This window comes from Halalkalibacterium halodurans (assembly GCF_004376175.1).
In the GTDB taxonomy this organism is placed as follows: domain Bacteria; phylum Bacillota; class Bacilli; order Bacillales; family Bacillaceae_D; genus Halalkalibacterium; species Halalkalibacterium halodurans.
In genome coordinates this window covers 64,297-84,567 of the sequence record NZ_SNUY01000002.1, presented here as the reverse complement: position 1 = coordinate 84,567, position 20,271 = coordinate 64,297, and the positions used below count along the sequence as shown (strand labels likewise).

General features: G+C 44.0%; 15 protein-coding genes. 1 reads left to right on the top strand and 14 read right to left on the bottom strand.

From position 1 onward, the window contains the following. Positions 1–6: 6 nt before the first annotated feature. The 3 genes from E2L07_RS01115 to iadA all read right to left on the bottom strand — a co-directional run bounded on the left by E2L07_RS01115 (position 7) and on the right by iadA (position 4,306). A complete protein-coding gene (locus E2L07_RS01115) occupies positions 7–1,647 on the bottom strand; it encodes an AMP-binding protein (RefSeq protein ID WP_134228605.1) in 1,641 nt (546 codons plus the stop codon). 32 nt (positions 1,648–1,679) lie between these two features. After that, positions 1,680–2,825 (bottom strand): acyl-CoA dehydrogenase, encoded by a 1,146-nt coding sequence (locus tag E2L07_RS01110; protein WP_053431652.1) that lies wholly within the window; start codon positions 2,823–2,825, stop codon positions 1,680–1,682. 305 nt (positions 2,826–3,130) lie between these two features. Next, positions 3,131–4,306: a beta-aspartyl-peptidase gene (gene iadA, locus E2L07_RS01105; protein WP_053431653.1), complete on the bottom strand. Its 1,176-nt coding sequence runs from the start codon at positions 4,304–4,306 to the stop codon at positions 3,131–3,133. A gap of 200 nt (positions 4,307–4,506) precedes the next feature. On the opposite strand from iadA, the gene E2L07_RS01100 reads away from it, so the two are divergent. Further along, positions 4,507–5,868 (top strand): sodium-dependent transporter, encoded by a 1,362-nt coding sequence (locus E2L07_RS01100; RefSeq protein WP_010897298.1) that lies wholly within the window; start codon positions 4,507–4,509, stop codon positions 5,866–5,868. A gap of 63 nt (positions 5,869–5,931) precedes the next feature. Here the strand turns inward: E2L07_RS01100 and E2L07_RS01095 are convergent, their stop codons facing one another. The 11 genes from E2L07_RS01095 to E2L07_RS01045 all read right to left on the bottom strand — a co-directional run bounded on the left by E2L07_RS01095 (position 5,932) and on the right by E2L07_RS01045 (position 20,163). Further along, positions 5,932–7,134, bottom strand: coding sequence for an aminotransferase-like domain-containing protein (locus E2L07_RS01095; protein WP_010897297.1), 1,203 nt, complete (start codon positions 7,132–7,134; stop codon positions 5,932–5,934). Between the two features lie 183 nt (positions 7,135–7,317). Continuing rightward, positions 7,318–9,123: an ABC transporter ATP-binding protein gene (locus E2L07_RS01090; protein ID WP_053431654.1), complete on the bottom strand. Its 1,806-nt coding sequence runs from the start codon at positions 9,121–9,123 to the stop codon at positions 7,318–7,320. A gap of 15 nt (positions 9,124–9,138) precedes the next feature. Further along, entirely contained in the window at positions 9,139–10,884 is a 1,746-nt protein-coding gene (locus E2L07_RS01085) for an ABC transporter ATP-binding protein (protein ID WP_053431655.1), read from the bottom strand. 357 nt (positions 10,885–11,241) lie between these two features. Then, the gene (locus E2L07_RS01080) at positions 11,242–11,751 is read right to left on the bottom strand and encodes a ferritin (RefSeq protein ID WP_010897294.1); all 510 of its coding nucleotides are present in this window, start codon (positions 11,749–11,751) and stop codon (positions 11,242–11,244) included. 79 nt (positions 11,752–11,830) lie between these two features. Continuing rightward, on the bottom strand, positions 11,831–13,411 hold the full coding sequence (locus tag E2L07_RS01075) for a response regulator transcription factor (protein WP_134228604.1): 1,581 nt from the start codon (positions 13,409–13,411) through the stop codon (positions 11,831–11,833). A 12-nt stretch (positions 13,412–13,423) separates the two neighbouring features. Then, positions 13,424–15,184: a cache domain-containing sensor histidine kinase gene (locus tag E2L07_RS01070; protein WP_010897292.1), complete on the bottom strand. Its 1,761-nt coding sequence runs from the start codon at positions 15,182–15,184 to the stop codon at positions 13,424–13,426. A 92-nt stretch (positions 15,185–15,276) separates the two neighbouring features. Then, the gene (locus E2L07_RS01065; RefSeq protein WP_083445577.1) at positions 15,277–15,909 is read right to left on the bottom strand and encodes a YesL family protein; all 633 of its coding nucleotides are present in this window, start codon (positions 15,907–15,909) and stop codon (positions 15,277–15,279) included. Continuing rightward, entirely contained in the window at positions 15,906–16,982 is a 1,077-nt protein-coding gene (locus E2L07_RS01060) for a glycoside hydrolase family 88/105 protein (RefSeq protein ID WP_053431658.1), read from the bottom strand. Before E2L07_RS01060 ends, E2L07_RS01065 begins: the two co-directional genes overlap by 4 nt. A 25-nt stretch (positions 16,983–17,007) precedes the next feature. Further along, positions 17,008–17,853, bottom strand: a complete 846-nt coding sequence (locus E2L07_RS01055; protein ID WP_053431659.1) for a carbohydrate ABC transporter permease — start codon at positions 17,851–17,853, stop codon at positions 17,008–17,010. Then, complete coding sequence (locus E2L07_RS01050) at positions 17,850–18,806, bottom strand: carbohydrate ABC transporter permease (RefSeq protein ID WP_053431660.1); 957 nt, start codon at positions 18,804–18,806, stop codon at positions 17,850–17,852. Before E2L07_RS01050 ends, E2L07_RS01055 begins: the two co-directional genes overlap by 4 nt. A gap of 52 nt (positions 18,807–18,858) precedes the next feature. Further along, entirely contained in the window at positions 18,859–20,163 is a 1,305-nt protein-coding gene (locus E2L07_RS01045) for an ABC transporter substrate-binding protein (protein WP_134228603.1), read from the bottom strand. Positions 20,164–20,271: the final 108 nt, after the last annotated feature.

Genomic DNA, 20,271 nt, shown 5'->3' with positions numbered 1-20,271 from the left:
AAGCCTTCACCCTTTTTGAAAAATCTGTTCTGCCATTTGTCGCAATTTAAATTTTTGAACTTTCCCAGAAGCTGTCATCGGATAATCATCAACAAATTCTATATAGCGTGGGATTTTGTAATGAGCCACCTTCCCTTGGCAAAAATCACGAATTTCTTCTGACGTCACGCTCACACCAGGCTTCAATTTAATCCATGCCGATACTGCTTCCCCGTATTTTTCGTCAGGGACTCCGACCACTTGGGCATCGAGAATATCAGGATGCTGGTATAAGAACTCTTCAATTTCCCTTGGGTAAATGTTTTCCCCACCGCGAATAATCATATCTTTTAACCTGCCAGTAATTCGGCAATAGCCAGCCTCGTCCATAACGGCTAAATCCCCTGTATGAAGCCAGCCATCTTCTTTGATCACTTCTCGCGTAGCTTGTTGGTTTTTATAGTAGCCTTTCATCACATGATAGCCTCGGGTGCACAATTCCCCTTGGACCCCTGGTGCCACTTCTTTTTCTGTGCCAGGCTCCACAATTTTCACTTCTACATTCGGTAAGGGACGGCCTACGGTTTGCACGCGGAGTTCGATCGGATCATCAACCCGTGTCTGGGTTATTACTGGTGACGTTTCCGTCTGCCCGTAAGCAATCGTAATATCAGACATCCCCATTTTTTCGATAACGGCTTTCATCACTTCAATTGGACAATTCGAACCCGCCATAATTCCTGTCCGCAAATGGGATAAATCATAGTTCATAAAATCATCGTCGTTTAATTCTGCAATAAACATTGTCGGTACCCCATGTAATCCGGTGCATTTTTCCGCTTCAACCGCTTGCAGCACACGTGTAGGATTAAACTCTTGAACTGGTACCATCGTGGCGCCAACCGACACACATGCGAGCGTGCCAAGGACACAGCCAAAGCAATGAAAAAACGGAACTGGAATGCAGAGCCGATCTTCGTTCGTCAGCTTCATACATTCGGCAATGTTTCGGGCATTGTTGACGATGTTGTTGTGCGTGAGCATGACTCCTTTAGGAAATCCCGTCGTCCCAGACGTATATTGCATATTTATCACATCATCAGGGTCCAGGGAGGCGCTCCGCTCAGCCAACTCGTCATTGGTTACCTCGGTCCCTAGGTTCAGCACATCCTCCCACGTATACATTCCTGGATATCGCTCTTCCCCTAAATGAATGACGCGTCTCAGATGAGGCAGTTTTTTCGAATAACACGCCCCTGGCTCTGACGTTTTAAGTTCTGGGAGAATTTCATAAAGCATTTCTACATATGATGCATCGCGATAGCCGTCAATTAAAAGGAGAGTCGTAGCGTCTGACTGCTTCAACAAGTATTTGAGCTCACTCGTTCGATAATTCGTATTAACTGTCACGAGAACGGCTCCCATTGTTCCCGTCGCAAATTGGGTGATCACCCATTCAGGCACATTCGTTGCCCATATGGCGACATGCTCTCCCCGTTCAATGCCTAGTTTCATCAATCCTTTTGCTGCTTGTTGGCATTTGCTAAGAAACTGTTCATATGAATAGCGTAACCCTCGGTCTGGGTAAACAAGCGCCTCATGGGTCGGTTGTCTTTTAGCCACCTTTTCTAACAACGCTCCAACGGTTACTTGTAATCGCTCTGACATCGGCGTCCTCCTAACAGATTATTTTCATCTTGTTAGCGACATCCTAGCTGTCTTGCAATGACCATTCGTTGAATTTCTGACGTTCCTTCGCCAATTTCGAGTAGTTTGGCATCGCGAAGCATTCGCTCCACCTCATACTCTTGCATGTAGCCGTAGCCCCCATGAATTTGGATCGCTTGATTGGCTGTGCGCATCGCTGTTTCTGACGCGTATAATTTCGCATAAGCCGCTTCTTTTGTAAACGGTTTCTTTTGATCTTTTAACCAGGCAGCCTTCAGCACCATATTGCGCGCTAGTTCAATTTCCATCGCCATGTCTGCTAGCTTAAATTGAATCGCTTGAAAGCTTGATATTTTTTGACCAAATTGCTTCCGTTCGTTGGCATAGGCGAGCGCTCGATCGAAAGCAGCTTGAGCGATCCCTACCGCTAACGCGCCGATGGAAATTCGCCCTCCATCAAGGGTATATAAAAATTGCTTGAATCCTTTCGTTGGATCTCCTAATAAATTCTCTTTTGGAACGCGAACATCCTCTAGTACAAGTTCGCACGTATTCGACGCCCTGACGCCCATTTTGTCGTAATTGCAAGAAATGGCGAACCCTTCAATTCCTGTCGGCACGATGAGAGCAGAAATTACCGGCTTGCCACGTTCATCTTTGCCTGTTACTGCCGTTACGATCACCGTCCGCGCATAACCAGCATTGGTGATCCAGCATTTCTCGCCATTTATTACGTATTCATCTCCCTCTAGGACGGCCTTCGTCCGCGTTCCACCTGCATCTGAGCCAGCGTTCGGTTCGGTCAATCCAAAAGAACCGAGCGATTCACCGGTCGCAAGGGGCACTAAATGTTCTTGCTTTTGTCGCTCCGTTCCAAAATAATAGATGGGACTTGCGCCGAGAGATACAGCAGCAGCATAGCTGAGCCCAGTTCCTCCACATGCTCTCCCCACCTCTTCTACCGCTAAGGCATAAGAAATGGTATCGCCTCCTGATCCACCATACTCTTCAGGGAAAGGGATACCTAACAGGCCAAGCTCCCCCATTTTCTTAAAAACATCCTCAGGAAACTGAGCCGTCTTATCGTAATGAATTGCGTTAGGTGCAATTTCGTTCTCCGCAAAATCGCGAACCATGTCTCGCACCATTTGTTGCTCTTTCGTCAACTCAAAGTTCATTCGATCTCCCCCAATCTGAACGGTCGCTCAATTTAAACGCATACGTACCGTTACAAATGTATGATCGCACAATGAAGAAAAGAACAGTGATGTAAGCGCTACCAAAATCGTACCGTTCATTCTGAATTATGTCAATATATTATTAACATTCATACTATTATCTCGATAAAGATCTGACTTCGACTTATCTGCTTTTCTTATCATTTTAAGTGCAGCAGACTTCGTTGCACGATTGACATTATTATGGGATGATCGTGCCTACTAAATGAGCAAAAAAGAGCCGCACTTGTCCGTGCAACTCACTGCTACATGTCAAATGTCCCTTTCACGATGGCTTGCCCTTCCTGAACCATATGCTGGCCTTTTGCAAACACGTGGTGGATCGTGAAAGAATCGCGCTCAATCATCACGAGGTCTGCATCAAATCCGGGCTGAATTTCCCCTTTTTTACGGAGCTTTAATCCACGTGCAGGATTTTTCGTTACGACATGAAGGACAACATCCAATGGAAGCTGTTCTGCAATTACCGCGTCCCGTACTTCACTAAAAAGGGAGGCCATTTTGCCAATTTGTAAACCTTGATATTCCCCACTTTCATTAAAAGCTGGCAAGGAACCTTGCGCATCGGATGTAAACGTAATGTTCTCAAGAGGTACACCTTGTTCTAACATCATTTTTAACCCTGTGCTCGGCTTTATTTCACCTTCTTTGCGAAATTGAGGGATCGAGCTTGTTGTAAAGTCTACGATTCCACCTTTTTTTGCATACTCGACACCTGCCCAAAACAAGTCTTGATTTCGATTAATATGGGTGGGGAGAAATTGTGTAACTGGTACGTCTGAGGTAGCCACTACTTCCTCTAACAGCCTCAATTTCTCTGGACTATCCCCAACGTGAATGTTGACAATCCCCCCTTTTCCTGCAAGCATTCCGCCCACTCTCGCTTCTGCTGCTACCCTCGTTAATTCTTGAATCGTCGGTTGAGAAGAACGATGATCAGAAATGGCAATTTCACCGACACCGATGATTTTATCGATTAATAGCAAGTCACTTTGAAGCGTACCGGTTAATGTCTTTATGGGAAGTTGATACGAGCCTACAAGGACGAAACAGCTAACTCCCTCTTCCTCAAGAGCATGTGCCTTCGCAATCAAGTCAGGCATCGTCCGTGTCGTGCCATCTGTTCCTATCACACCGACAACGGTCGTCACTCCCGCTGTTGTCGCATCAGTTAATGTCAATTCAGGAGTTCGCGTCTTATAACCTCCTTCCCCACCACCGCCAATGATATGCACATGACTATCGATCAGTCCTGGAATGACGACCATGTCTTCTCCATTCACGACGGTTCCTTCCCATCCTTTTCCCGTTAGTTCAATTTCATCTTCAATTGCCTCAATCCGATCTCCTACGATTAACATATCTTTTTTCCCAATATAAGTTGGCGTATAAACTTCACTGTTTTTAATGAGGGTATACATGTTATCGCCCCTTTTTTTATTCATTTTTCTCATCATACCTTAGTCATTCGTCCTTTGCTATGATAGGTAAATATTATCCTTATAAAATTTTCCTCGTATTCCAGTTGAATGTATCAGAAAATTCTCTATACACTGCCTGAAAGATATGTTATAGTAATATCGCTTATTCAGATTTTAATCATTTAAAGGAGGAATACGTTGTGTCATTAAAGCAACAAACAGGCCGTGAGCAGTGGGCCTCCCGACTAGGCTTCATTTTAGCTGCGATGGGCTCTGCTGTCGGCTTAGGAAATATATGGCGCTTCTCGTATGTAACTGGTGAAAATGGAGGAGCAGCCTTTCTACTCGTTTATTTAGGATTTATCGCACTTATTGGTATCCCTATTGTTCTTGCTGAATTTACAATCGGTCGACGTGCTCAATCCGACGCTGTGGGCTCATTTGAAAAGTTAGCACCTGGAAAGCCGTGGAAAGTGGCTGGTCTTATGGGGGTTGCTGCTGGTTTTCTTATCCTATCTTTTTACGGTGTTATTGCTGGTTGGATTTTGTTTTATTTGTTTAATTACATCACTGGGCAACTTTGGTCAGCACCTGCTGAAGGCTTTGGAGGTTTCTTTGAAGGCTTTATTGCCAATCCGACACTCCCGCTTTTCTGGCAAGCGTTGTTCATGATTGCGACGATCTGGATTGTCGCAATTGGCGTGAAAAAAGGAATTGAACGCTCAAACAAAATTTTAATGCCGCTGCTCGGTGTGCTCCTTATCGCTCTAGCGATTTACAGCTTAACGCTCGGCGGAGCAAAAGAAGGATTAGCGTTCTTATTCTCACCAGATTGGAGCGCCTTAAAAGATCCAGGGGTGTATCTTGCCGCAATCTCCCAAGCGTTCTTTACCCTCAGCCTTGGGATGGGTGCGTTAATCACCTATGGAAGCTATGTTTCAAAAGATAGCCGTTTGCCAGGGGCTGCTGTTAGTGTCGCTGGTCTCGACACCGCCTTTGCAATCATTGCTGGTATTATGATTTTCCCTGCTGTTTTCGCCTTAGGGCTAAGCCCTAGTGGCGGGCCAGGACTCGTATTCGTCGTACTACCTGATATTTTTGATTCGATTCGCCTAGGCCCAATCGTTGGGATTGCCTTCTTTATTCTGTTAGGGGCAGCTGCTCTTTCATCAGCTGTCTCGCTGTTAGAAGTACCCGTCGCTTATTTCATGCGTAAATTCGACTGGTCACGTAAACAGGCTGCAATTACTCTCGGTGTGATCATCACACTGTTAGGCATCCCGTCATCGTTAAGCTTTGGCGTTTTAGGTGAAGTCACCATCATTCCTGGCTTGAACATTTTTGACTCTGTTGACTTTATCGCGTCCAGTGTCTTCCTTCCATTAGGTGGAATGATTATCGCTCTATTCATCGGATGGGGCTGGAAAACATCAGACGCCCTTGCAGAATCAGACTTAACTGATAGCGTTTGGGGTAAGCTTTGGATTCTTTCCCTTCGCTTTATTGCACCAATTGCGATCTTAATCGTCTTTTTAAGTGCATTCCAAATCTTTTTTAATTAATTGATACAAAGCAAATCCCGTACCATCTTGAACTAAGATGATACGGGATTATTTTCTTGCTTTTTATGTGTACATAGCCACAGATTCCATCTCTTTGTGAACCACGTCGGCAAAGATACCGATTCCTTTTTCGATTTTCTCAGGAGTCGAGTGCGTGAAATTTAATCTTAACGTATTGTATTTTGGCACACCAGCGTAGAACGGTTCCCCAGGGACATACGCCATTCCTTTTGCCACAGCTTCTTTAATGAGCAACGATGTATTGATGGCCTCATCTAGTTCTGCCCAAAGAAACATTCCTCCTTTTGGTTCCACAAAACGGAGTCCTGGAATATCGGCACCCTGTAAGGTTTTGATCATGACATCTTTTCGCGAACGATATACCTCAATGAGACGTTGGATATGCCCGTCCATATCGTGGTGAGTAAACAATTGGTATAAAGCTTGCTGGGATAATGAGTTTGAATGAAGGTCATTCGCTTGCTTTGCTTGGGCCATCATTCGTACGACTTGAAATGGTCCAGTAATCCAGCCTGTGCGCAGCGCTGGAACCGCCGTTTTCGAGAACGTACTCGTATAGAGAACGTGTGAACCGGTATCCATGGCTGCGAGCGGGACGTATGTCTCCTCTTGATTAAATTGAATGTCCCCATAAGGATCGTCTTCAAAAATAAGAACATGATGCTTATGAGCCATATTCAATAAATGTTTGCGACGCTCTAACGACCAAACACGTCCAGCAGGATTGGAAAACGTCGGTACAACATAGACGCATTTCGGCTTATGCTGCTTCATTTTTTGCTCCAAATCTTCTGGGATCATCCCTTCATCATCCGAAGCAACTGGAACAATCTCAGCTTCATAGGATTCAAACACTTGAAGCGCAGCTAAATAAGTTGGATCTTCCGTCAATACGACATCCCCTGGATTAAACATGACACGAGAAAATAAATCGATCGCTTGCTGGGAACCTGTCGTGATCAGGACATTTCTTTCACTGTATGATCGGATTCCCTTGCGACCCATTCGTTCGAGTATGAGCTCTCTCAATGGGAGAAAGCCTTCCGTTTCAGAATACTGCATGGATTTTTTTCCTGTGGCAAATACCCGCGAAAAGGCATCCTCCATTGCCTCGAGCGGAAATAACTCATCGTCAGGCAAGCCTCCAGCAAAGGAAATCACCCCTTGTTGGTTAACGACTTTTAAAATATCTCGTACGGCAGATGAATGTAGATGGCGGACCCGCTTCGCAAATGCATATTTCATGATGACACCCCAATAGACTTAATTTTTTGAAAGTTAACTTTATACTACTCCGTTCCAGTAAAATGTCAACCGTTTTTATCGCAATTTTTATGATTTTATGAGAACTTTATGATTCTTTATTCTCACTCAGCATTCGCCCTGTTAGAAACAGCGACAGACTAGGGAGAATCCCTAGTCTGTCTACTAGCCAGCCGATGCTTCATATTGTGCTTTTACTAGACCGTAATACGTTCCACGAGCGTCCATTAATTCACTATGTGTTCCCTGCTCAATAATATCCCCTTGCTCGAGCACGATGATTTGATCGGCATCACGAATGGTTGACAACCGATGGGCAATCATAATGGCCGTCCGATCGTGAAGTAGTTTCTTTAAACCAGCTTGAATTTTCAATTCGGTTTCAGTATCAATGCTTGCGGTCGCCTCATCTAAAATCAAAATTTTCGGATCGGCTAATAGTGCACGAGCAAAGGAAAGTAGCTGCCGTTCACCAACCGAAAGAACATTTCCTTTTTCCTCCACTTCGGTGTCGTATCCGTTTGGCAAGCGTTCAATAAAATCATTTGCCCCGATCGCTTCTGCTGCGGCCTTTACTTCTTCGTCGGTCGCTGTCGGCCGGCCGAACCGAATGTTTTCCATAATTGTGCCGGCGAAAATGAACGTATCTTGCAACACAAAGCTCACATTTGTTCGAAGGCTATTCAGCTGAATGTCACGCAAGTCCACACCGTCAATTTTGACGATACCGGCCGTTGGGTCATAGAAGCGGCTAATTAAATTGACAATCGTTGATTTCCCTGAACCTGTATGACCTACAAGGGCAATGGTTTGCCCTGCTTTTATTTCGAAACTGATGTCATTTAATGCCTTCCGTTTGTCATCATACGAAAATTCCACCTGTTCAAACGTCACATGACCACGCATCCCATGTAAGGTGACCGCATTCTCTTTTTCTGGAACCGATGGCCTTTCATCTAAAAATTCAAAAATCCGTTCGGACGAAGCCATCCCGACAAGCAGTTGGTTGTATACTTGCCCAAGCCTTGAGATTGGCTCCCAGAACATCCCTAAGTAGAATGCAAAGGAGACGAACACCCCAACCGTTAGTACCTCCGACTGGATCAAGCTCACCCCATACCAAATGAGGACAACGGCCCCGATCGCACTCGCCATCTCCACAAACGGCCTGAATAATGCATTCATTCTCGTGGCGTCTTTCCAAGATTGAAAGTTTTCCTCGTTGATGTCACGAAAAAAACGCATATTTTCTTTTTCTTGTGAAAAGGCTTGAGTGACACGAATGCCTTGAATGCTTTCATTTAAATGAGAATTGAGCTTTGATTGACGGAGACGCACCGTCTGCCACGATCTGCGAATGTTTCTCCGTAGCTTCGTTGATATGAAAAACATAATCGGCAGGACGATTAAGATTAAAATCGCCAGCTCTGGACTTAACGAGAACAAAATCACGATAATTCCGAGCAGAATGACGATATCCATCAATAAGTTGATAACCCCGTTCGTAAATAGATCCTGCAACGAGTTCACATCATTGACGACTCGGACAAGAATGGACCCTGCCGAACGTTGATCAAAAAAACGGTGGGAGAGACGTTGGATATGATTAAACAGATCAGCGCGAATATCATAAATCACATGCTGTCCGATCTCATTCATCCAGCGAATTCGGAACACGTTTGCCACATATGAAATACTGTACAACCCTAAAACAAGAGCTGCCAACTGATACATGACGTTCAGATCCCCTGCAGCAATCGCATGATCAATCGCTAACACACCAATGATGATCGGCACGAACAGCCGAACTGCGGTCACGATCAGCATCGCAACAATCGTTTTCGGAAGCAGTGATACTGCATATGGCTTCATATACGTAAGCAAGCGCATCATCTGTGCCCAGTTAAATGGTTTCTCAATCACTTGATCGCTCGCATAATGAAAGCGAGCTCTACGTTTTCCTTCTGACATCTTTCTCTCCTCTCTCTATGCGTGCTGCAACACATATTCTTGATCTTTGCTTTGAATATCATAGATTCGTCGATAGAGTCCCTTTTTATTTTGTAGCAATGTGTGATGGGTTCCGCGCTCACATACCTTGCCCCCATCAAGAACGAGAATCTCATCAGCTTGCTTAACAGAAGAAATCCGATGAGCAATGATAAACGTCGTTCTGCCTTTCATCACTTCACGAAAGGCCGCTTGGATTTTGTGCTCGGTTTTCATATCAACAGCACTTGTGGCATCGTCCAAAATTAAAATGCTCGGATTCATTAGAATCGCACGTGCAATGGCAATCCGCTGTTTCTGCCCCCCTGACAGGCCAAGTCCCCGTTCACCGAGCACTGTATCATAGCCATCTGGTAGTTCCGCGATAAAATCATGGGCTTGGGCACGCCTAGCTGCAGCAATAATTTCTTTCATCGATACATCAGGACGCCCATAGGCAATGTTATCGCGAATCGTCGACGAAAAGAGGAAAGACTCCTGTAGGACGACACCGATTTGTGAACGGAGCGTCTCTAGAGGATAAGATTCAATCGGCTTCCCATCGATTAAAATCTCTCCGCTCGTTCGTTCATAAAATCGATTAACTAACTGGACAATACTCGTTTTGCCCGATCCTGTTGCCCCTACGAGCCCGATCGTCTTCCCAGCAGGGGCTTCGAATGACACATTTTGCAGAGCGGGTGTTTCAGCTCCTCGGTAGTTTAAACAGACATCTCGGAACGTAACAGAACCTTGTAGACTAGTGCGTTCATCCTTTCCTTCATCCACTCGATTTTCTTCATCGAGAATTTCAAGCAGGCGTTCTCCACTCGCTTTCGATTGGGAAAACGTGTTAATAATAAAACCTAAGTTCATGATCGGTCCGATGATGTACCAGACTAAACTAAAAAATGCAACAAGTTGTCCGGTCTGCATGCTACCTGTAATGACGAGATATCCACCAAAAGAAAGCAAAAAGACCGCAGAAAGGTTCCCGATAAACTCCATGAGCGGAAAATAATTTCCCCATACTCTCGCAATATCTAAATGCTTCTGCCGATAATCGACATTTCGGTTTTCGAAGCGAGAAACCTCCTCATCTTCTTGAGAAAGAGCCTTTACGGTATTCATCCCACTCACATTTTCTTGAACTTTCGTGTTTAGTTTGGCAAGCGACTTGCGAATGTCACGAAATCCTGGATGAACCCGGCGATCAAATTTGGCAACAACAATCGCTAAAAAAGGAAGGGTACACATTGTCGCCAATGTTAATGGAACGGAATAGTATAACATTACACCCATACTGAAGCTTACGAGTAAAATAAATTGAATGAACTGGGCAAATCCAAAGGAAAGGAAAAAACGAAATGTCTCCACATCTCCCGTCAAACGAGACATTAAATCACCCGTCTTCGCATTATCATAGTAACGAAACGGAAGATATTGCAGCTTTTCATACAAAGAATTTCGCAATCGATAGACAGCGGTCACACCAAATAAGTCACCTAAATATTGATGAATGTACACCATCACCCCTTTAAATCCCATGACGATAATCAAAGCTAGAGCAAGCCATGGAATAAGGTCGTACCTCCCACCAATGACAGCGTTGTCAATCGTAAATTGCAAAATGATTGGATAGAGGACCGTCATTAGTGTCATCACACCCATCGCAAACAGCGACCAATAAAAATAGCGTCGATACGGCCAATAAAATTGAGCCAACCGTTTAAATGTGTCCATCATACCACCCCTAAGGTCTTCCATATTATTCTCTTCGTGAAACGAAAATTTCGAAAGACTAAACAATATCTTAAGTGGAGACAAGCCCATCCGTCAACTAAAAACGATAAAGTGAAACTTCATTCAGTGGAGAGTTTTATCCTCCCTGACAAAATGTTAGTTAAACCAATCGGATTGTGATGCGGGTTTACACAGGCGTTTCCACAGGACATGGTGAATGTAGTCTCTGTTCTTTTATGTTCATTCGTCTTTCTAGTTACCTCAAACTCTTGAAGAATTCATATTTATACGAGAAAGCGAAGCGCACTTTACTGATAAAAAGCAAAGCCACTGTTTTCACAGTGACTTGTCTTATCCTTACGCTTCGTCTTCTGGGTTAAAGGATCGTTTTGAAAACTCGTTGTCCATCATGAAAAAGGCGTTGCTGTCATTATCGATCCGCTTGAGCTTTTGAATGATCGTATCGAACATGTCCTCTTCTTCTACTTGTTCATCGATAAACCATTTTAAGAAGTTAATCGTCGCATGCTCCCGTGCATCCCATGCTAAATCGGATAGATCATAAATTTGTTTTGTCACAAGTTTTTCTTGCTCTAATGATTTTTCGAAACAATCGAGGACAGAACTGAATTCGTTATTTGGGCTCTCAAACCCTTCAAAACGGGCACGTTCGCCCATGGCGTTAATGAAGTTGTAAAACTTCATTCCGTGAAACCGTTCTTCTTCAGCCTGCACCATAAAAAAGTTCGCAAATCCATCGAGACTTTCCGCCGAACAGTACGCTGCCATAGCCAAATAGGAATGAGCTGCGTACATTTCGTAATTCATTTGTTTGTTTAATGCTTGGAGTAGTTTTTCATTGAGCATCGGGCATGCCTCCTTTTTTATCATCACTACAGTGTAAGTATAGCATATGAAAGATAAGACCTGACGTATGCATTGATCTTTATCGCTTTTGAATTAAGTCTCTCGGAGTATAGCCTGTGTATTTTTTGAACATCGTCGTAAAGTAAGCCGGATTGACATATCCTACTTTTTCCGACACCTCATAAATAAGAAAATTCCCTTCCTGAATCATTTTTTTCGCCTTCTCCATTCGAAGTCTCGTGACGTAATTCTTGAAAGATTCTCCTACCACCTTTTTGAAAATTTGTCCTAAATAGTTTCGTGAAATGTACAATTCATCCGCTATGTCTTGTAGTGTAATGTTTTCCGCTAAGTGTTTTTCAATGTAGATCATCACTTGTTCGATTAGCTGCTTATGCTTTATGTTCTCATCCCATTGCTGATGGTAGCAAATGTGCTCAATCTGTTCACACAAAAATCGAATCCATTCCTGCCAATTCCCTTGCTTCGTCAAATGCTGTGCAAGGTCAAAGTCTTCATCAAACATTTCTTGAATAAAGATCCCAATATCGTATAACGAGTATGTGATGATCGTCCAAATTTCGATGCCAACCTTGTAGCCAACTAGGGTGGAGTAAGGAACTTCGCCCAACACCCCTACCGCTTCTTCCAAAACCTCTTTCGCTCGAGTCGCATCTGCATAGCGAATGGCGTCATACAACTTTTGGCTACTTTCCATTGGAAAAGTTGCTCGAGTACCATCTTCATAGGGGTTCCCTAAAGGGAATGACTGCGACTTCATGCATGCTTCATGAAAAGACTCGGATAGATCGGTCCAGTTCTCCTTCACTCTCCCGTAATGAACAGTCGTCTTGACGTTAAAAGACGAATAAATCCCTTGTTCCACTTGGTCCTTTATCTCCTTTAACATGCAAGACAATACTGGCTCTGATACGCTTTTGTTAACATGTAGACAGAGTGCAGAACGATATGCATCCATCTCTAAATAACGAAAGTCGATTGGGTAGCCATTTAACACCTCGCGAATCATTTTATGAACGGAATAGCGAAACAAATACCAGTCAGCTGGCTTTAATTCCTTGTTTTGTGGACCATCATACGTAAGAGAACAGGCTATATGCTGTTGATCTTTCCATTTGGTGATTTTCACCAAAAATTCTTCAGGGATTTCTCCATTGCGAAGGCGGCCAGTCAATAGGGATTTCATCCATTCTGTTTCCACGAGTGGTTCATAGCGTTTTACTTTGTTTGTCAGCTCTTGCAAATAGCCTTGTTGTCGTTGTTTTTCCTCTAGTTTATTGATTACCCGTTTTAGAACCGTTTCAATCGTATCGACAGAAGCTGGCTTTGACAAATAGTCTGTAATATTTAATTGCATCGCCTTTCGTGCATGTTCGAATTCACTATACCCGCTCAAAATCACAACTTCCCCGTCAAAGCCATCCTCCCTTAAAATTTGAATCATATCAAGTCCGTTCATGATCGGCATATAAATATCCGTTAAGACGATGTGCGGTGACGTCTCACGGACAATGTCAAGTCCTCTTCTCCCATTAGCTGCCTCACCAACACACTCACAACCTAGTGCCTTCCATGAAGTGATCTTTTTTAACCCTCGTACTACATGCTCTTCATCATCAATAATGACAACCTTCCACATCAGCGTCCCCCCCTATTTTGCTTCGGTTATCGAGCGGCCATCGAGCAAACGTTCCTTGTTCAAGACTTTTGGAATGATGATTTTTACAAGTGTCCCTCCTTGCTCATCTCCAGTGACGTGGACGGATGCATAACGATCAAAGTACACATCAAGCCTTTCCATTACATTGCGAATGCCGTACCCGCCCATATCCAATTTGCTTCGCTTCGTCGTCACAGGCTGAAACCCGATTCCATTATCTTGAATGGTCATAACAATGTGGTTCTGATCCTCCATCGCGCGAATGACAACTTCTCCGTCCCGTCCATCTTGGAATCCATGAATAAAGCAGTTTTCAACAAATGGTTGAAGTGTTAGCTTAGGAATAAGGTAACGGTAAAGCATCACAGGTACATCGACGGTGTATGTTAGTCGTTCACCCATCTTTAATTTTTGAATCTTCAAATAATATTTCAGGTACTCGACTTCCTTTTCCAGTGGGAGGATGCTTTCCCCGTTGGACAAGCCAATCCTTAGCATTTGCCCGAGGTTTTCTAGCATATGGCTCATCGTTCGATCCCCTTTTTCAATCGCCATCCAGTTTAATTGATCGAGGGTATTATATAAAAAATGGGGATTAATGTTCGCTTGCAGGGCTTTAATTTCTGCTTCTCTTTGCCGTTTGTACTGCCTATGGAGCGAGCGATAGAGCTCATTGTTGCGGCGAATCAATCCCTTATAGCCTTCAAATAGTTCCCCGAATTCGTTTCGGTAGTCGCTCGGCAACTCTCCAGATAGATCTTGATCTGGATATTTCGAGAGTACATTTTTTAATTCGTAAATAGGTGTTGTAAACTTTTTTGTCAGACTATATGTTACTAAAAGGGCCACAACGATCATAATCGCACCGATGATGACCAAGATCGCTGCCATCCGTCGACTTCCCTCCGTCAATTCAGAATACGGTGTCACTTGCTTTAACGTCCACTCTGTATTCGGGATCGGCATTGATACTTCTAAAGCATCTTCATCCTTATCATTTTCACCGGTTTGCATGGTAGGTTGATACGGTAAATACTGATCAAAGTACGGTGAGTACAAAACAGATTCGTGCTGCGGATCTGATGTTGCAACAAACCTGCCTTGCTTATCAATAATCATTAAATTCGACTCTTGGCTTTTTTGCTTTAACCAGGTTTCGATCGTGGACGCATGAACATTCAATACGAGAACTCCTTCTATTTCCCCTCTCGCCTGAAAAACATTCCGTGCAAGGCTCAACACTCTCTCTTCCCCCGCCATCGTATAGGACACCCGTTCCCCGATCCAAACAGAGTTTTTCCCATCCAACCTCTTAGTCCACCCCATTTCTTCGACAGCTTCCAAGGGTAAATAATTAATCGGCTGTTGAATTTCGCTATGGGGCGGGGAATGCAAGTAAACTTCAATGGAATGAAGACCGGGCACGCTATAGACAATATTGGATAAATCTCGGGATAGAGACTGGAACAATTGATTGTACGTATAAGGATCCTCACTCCCCTTAAGCGCTTGACGAAAATTACTTTGCCGTGAAAGTCCTACTGAAATGTCATCATAGGATTGAAGATAATTGCTAATATCGTTGCTAAGTAAAGTTAACAGCTGTTCCTGATACTCCGTCGTCGCCTGAACCATCTCATTGACTGAATAGCGATAGGAAACGGAGATGATAACGATAAATGCCAAGAGCATAAAGGCAAAGAAGCTCGTAAAAAAGATGTGGCGAATTTGATAGCGTTTAAATACTCCCATCCGGCTCCTCCATCTCTTTCATGATTGAAAACGTTGATCATTGTATTGTGATTATAGCAACCTACGTAAACGCTTTCAATTGAAGCAATTTTTTACGCCACCTTGCGAACGCCACCTACTTGGACTTTCTGGCCCTCTTCCATTTTTACAAACAGCTGACAAACAAACCATGCAGGCAAGCTGACTCCAAAGAAAATCCCCACCGTCGGAATCGTTAGAGATAAGAAAAAGAACCCAAAAACAAAGACAATGCCGATCACTGCATAATGGAGATGTCCCACCCCATAGAGAAAGGATAGCTTAAAAACGGAAAATGTTCGGCAACGACTAGAAATTAGTACAGGGAATAGGAACACAGACATGATGACATAAAAACAAGCAACCGATAGAAACATGAACCGCATGAGAAGGGGGGCTGCCATCGTCACCAGACCTACATAGCTTACTAAAAGAGCGCCTATCCCAAGGACGAACATCGTTCCTATCCCTGTTGCCTTAAAAAAGTTTTGCTTGTAGACATGAGCAAATTCACGAAATATCGCGACTTCTTTTGTTGGATCACGGAGTTTGCGCAAAACCGAATGAAGAGCGGCCGTAGCTGGCGCCCAGCCAAACACTAGGACGCCACAAGCCGTAAACAACAGCCAAAGACCATTTAAGTAGGCAAGCTTCATTAACCAGTCACACATAGCGGTGAATGAATGGGAGAGAGCTCTAAGATTCATCGTGTCTCACTCTCTACAGGTGGCTCCGACTCTTGCTCCGTCTCGGTGTATCTCATAAGTACGTGGGAAAAAAACGTTAACGCTAACCCTTGACCCCACCCTTCGATTCGTCGATTTGGCGTCATCCGATAACCGTCTGCATGGTTCATGACCGCCGTGCCTGTTGACACACCTAATACGGTTCCCCTTGCATCTACCTTCTCCAGCAATGCGTCAAACGCTCGTTGCGCAGCGTGGTGCCCTTTCGGTGTGTTCGCTCCTTGTAATACGAGGGCAGCGGCAATTCCAGCAGAACCAGATGTTTCTTCGTAGGAGCTAGGATCTGTCAAAATGGTATGCCATAATCCTTGCTCTGATTGGACATTTAAGAGGGCACTCATTAAATCGCGCAATGATCCGTGAATTTCCATGAACGCTGGCTCCTTCACATCAATCATACGTAGTGACGCGGCCATCGTATATGCGGCCCAAGCATTTCCCCGCGCCCAAAAGATGCCGGACATATTTGATTGGGAAAGGTGATCCCAGCCATGGTAGTAAAAGTTCGTCTCCGAATCTTGTAAATACTTTTCATGCCCGCGGAATTGGCGAATGCCTTCATCCATATAAGCTTGATTGTTCAATGCATCTCCCATTCGAATTAAGAAATAGCCAGCCATAAAAAGTGTATCAACCCATGCCTGCTCCGGAAACACGGATACCCCGCCACCGACGGTATGCTGGAATACTCCTTCAGCAAAGCGGGGAGCGTCATGGAGCAAATAGTCAGCCTTTTCGATCGCTAATTGTAAATATTTTTCCTCGCCTGTATGTTGATACAATGTGAGCAGTGTATGTCCCATAGACACGATGTTCACACACATGGGCGGAATGCCATAATCCATATATTCATCGAACCATTCTTTAAGCCGTTGCAAGTACGCATCCTTTTTCGTTGCTTCGTAAGCTAAACCAACTCCGTAAAACGCTACACCAGCAGGCCAATCCCACACGTGGTCCATCTCAAAGGTTCGATTCACGATGCGGTCGATTTTCTGTAAAACATCCTCTCGGTCAAATTGTACTCGTTTCATTTTACAACCTCCTCTACTCGTTTCGTTACTTTAACCCTGTCGTCGAAATACCTTCGACTAAATAGCGCTGGAAAAATAGAAAAATAATAAACTGCGGAAGCAATGAGAGCGTCGACATCGCTAAAAGCGCTCCCCAAGACGTCCCCGATTCGGCATCCATAAAGTTACGTAAGCCTAAAGCTACCGTTTGAATGTCCGTTTTATTTAAATAAATAAGCGGGGCAAGAAAGTCATCCCATGTCCACATAAAAGCAAAGATGGCCACCGTTACGAGAGCCGGTTTTAATAATGGTAAAATAACACGCCAAAACACGCCAAAAGTAGAGCACCCATCAATGATTGCTGCCTCATCGAGTTCACGAGGGATCCCGCGAATAAACTGGATAAGTAAAAAGATAAAAAACGGCGTTCCTCCTAAAAATGCTGGAACAATTAATGGATAGAACGTATTCACCCAGCCTAAATTATGAAACAAAATGTATTGAGGAATTAATGTAATTTGCACTGGAAGCATTACAGTAGCAATCAAGCAGGCGAACAGTACTTTTTTAAATTTAAATTGTAGCCGAGCAAACCCGTAGGCGACTATGCTCGATGACAATATCGCACCAATGACCACCGATGTTGTAATGATGAACGAGTTTTTAAAATAAATATCGAAACCTGTACGGCCAAACCCCGCCCATCCATCAGGATAATTGGACCATACGAACTCACTTGGGATGAGGGAGGAAGCCTGTGAAAATATTTCCGAAGCCGGCTTCAAAGAACTCGCCACCATCCAAAGGATTGGATACACCATGATAAACCCGAAGGCGATCACAAATCCGTAATAGATTACATCTGTATACCATGTTCGTTTCGTTTTCACGACCGTCCTCCTTCCGATTCATAGTGAACCCAGTAACTTGATGATTTAAAGAACACAAGCGTAATACCGCCAATGATGACGAGCAAAATCCAAGCCATCGCTGAAGCGTATCCCATGCGTAAATATTCAAACGCTACTTCATATAAGTAGACGGCATAGAACAAAGTAGAATCAAGCGGTCCACCGCCTGTAATTAAATAGGCCTGTGTAAAGGTCATGAAGCCCCCGATCGTCTGCATGATAAGATTAAAGAAGATGACCGGTGTTAACATCGGTAGGGTTATGCTAAAAAATTTTCTAAAGCTGTTGGCACCATCAACGCTGGCCGCCTCATAAAGCTCCTGTGGAATTTGTCTGAGCCCCGCTAAAAAGATGATCATCGGTGAACCAAACTGCCAAACGACAAGCAAAATAAGAATGGATAAGGCATAATCGGTGCTACCGATCCAATTCACACCACTGAAGCCGAAGAGTTCTAAAAAGGAATTGACCGCTCCTCTGCTTCCGAAGAGCTGTTTCCAAACAACGGCCACAGCTACACTACCACCGATAATCGAAGGAATATAGTAAATGGTAGAAAACAGTCCGGAACCCTTCCTCCCGGTATTAAACAGCATCGCTAAAAATAACGCGAACGCTAATTTAAGCGGTGTTGAGACAAACACGAAAATGAGCGTAACTTTTAACGATTGAACAAACCGCGGATCACTCGTAAAAATGTGAATATAGTTTTGCAGCCCGACCCAGTTTGCACTGGAAAGCATGTCGTAGTCTGTAAATGAAAAGTAAAGCGAGGCGATCATCGGCCCGATTACTAACCCAAAAAACCCTAACAACCAAGGGGAGATCATCGCATAACCGACGAAACTTTCCTTCCATTTTTTCCTCTCTTGCCTTGTCTTACTATCATAAAGTTCAATCGCTTCTCTATTTACCTTCGCCGCGTCTCTCATAGAACCTCCTTTAGGAAAAATAGGCCACGCGAAGATGGCCTATTTTCAAACGTTACCGTAAAATTTGTTCCGCTTCCTGTCTAAATTGCTCTGTTGCCTCTTCGATTGAAAGCCGCTCATATTTCACCGACTCAATCATCCGTAGAAAAGCTCCCCTTACTTCGCTTTCTCCAGGGGGCGGAAGCGGATCCGCTGGACTTGTGTAATTCGCGACTAGCTCTAAAAACTCAAACGTTTTCGCAATTGGCCCATCCACCATTGGTGCAAGATGTTCGCGTACTTTAGAGGAAATCGGGACCCCGCGTTCTGCTTTTAAAATCTCATTGGCTTGCAAATCATTCGTTAAAAAGTCAATAAACAAGGCAGCTGCTTCTTGCTGCTCGCTATGAGAGCTAATCGAATACGACATGCTTGGGCGAATCCAGTTGCCATGAACACCACCGTCGAGAGAAGGTAACAGCATTAGGCCTAATTGATGTTCAGTGCTTTGCTGCAGACCGATAATCCCATTACTCGCAGCCATAGCAGCCCCAGCCATTTGATCCCCTAATAGCGATTCGCCACCTTGAATGTATTCAAGCGTTAACGCATGAGGGGGAGCGACACCATCATCGACCATCTGTTTGACAAAGGTGAGAAAATCAATTAGTGTTTGATTCTCAAAGCCTAGTCCTGTCCCATCTTCGTTATAGAAACTCTCTCCATTTTGCCGTGCGTATACGAAAAACATTTCATATTCAGCATTTCCAAAATCATAACCATAAAAGTCCCCATCAATGTTTTCCTTTAGCGTTTGCATGGCCTCATAGAAATCTTCATACGTATAGCCAGGCTCCAATTGGATGCCTTGTTCTTCTAACATCTCTTCGTTATAAATGGCAGCTAATGCATTAGACCCCGCTGAAACAGCCCACACGCTCCCATCTTGCACGTTCATATCTTGATAGACATCATCGACGTCATCTAAATTAATCGTCCCATCTGCGATTAACGATTGTAAATCAATGACAAGCCCCCGTGAACTGTACTCATTCAGCTTGGAATTATCCATTTGAATAACGTCAGGCAAATTGTTCCCCGCCGCTTGAGTCGTCAGGCGCTCCCAATAGTTATCCCATGATGTAAACTCCGGATCTACTTGGATATGAGGGTACTTCTCTTCGAATAGTTCAATCGCTTCAATCGTCATATCATGACGCTCTTGACCTCCCCACCAAGCGACCCGTAAGACGACGTCTTCGTTTCCAGCCTCTTGCTCTCCATCGACTTCGTTGCTTGTCCCGCTACTACATCCAGCTAATACTAGTAGGAAAGCAACTCCAAGGAGACAGCTTCTAAACCCTGCCTTCAGCTTCATCCTCATCCCCCTCTTTTTTTGAAAGTGCTTACATTATTATTATAGAAAGGATTCTGCTCTGCTTGTAGCTAACAAATGTTAAAAAAATTACAGAAAACAAAGAAATAA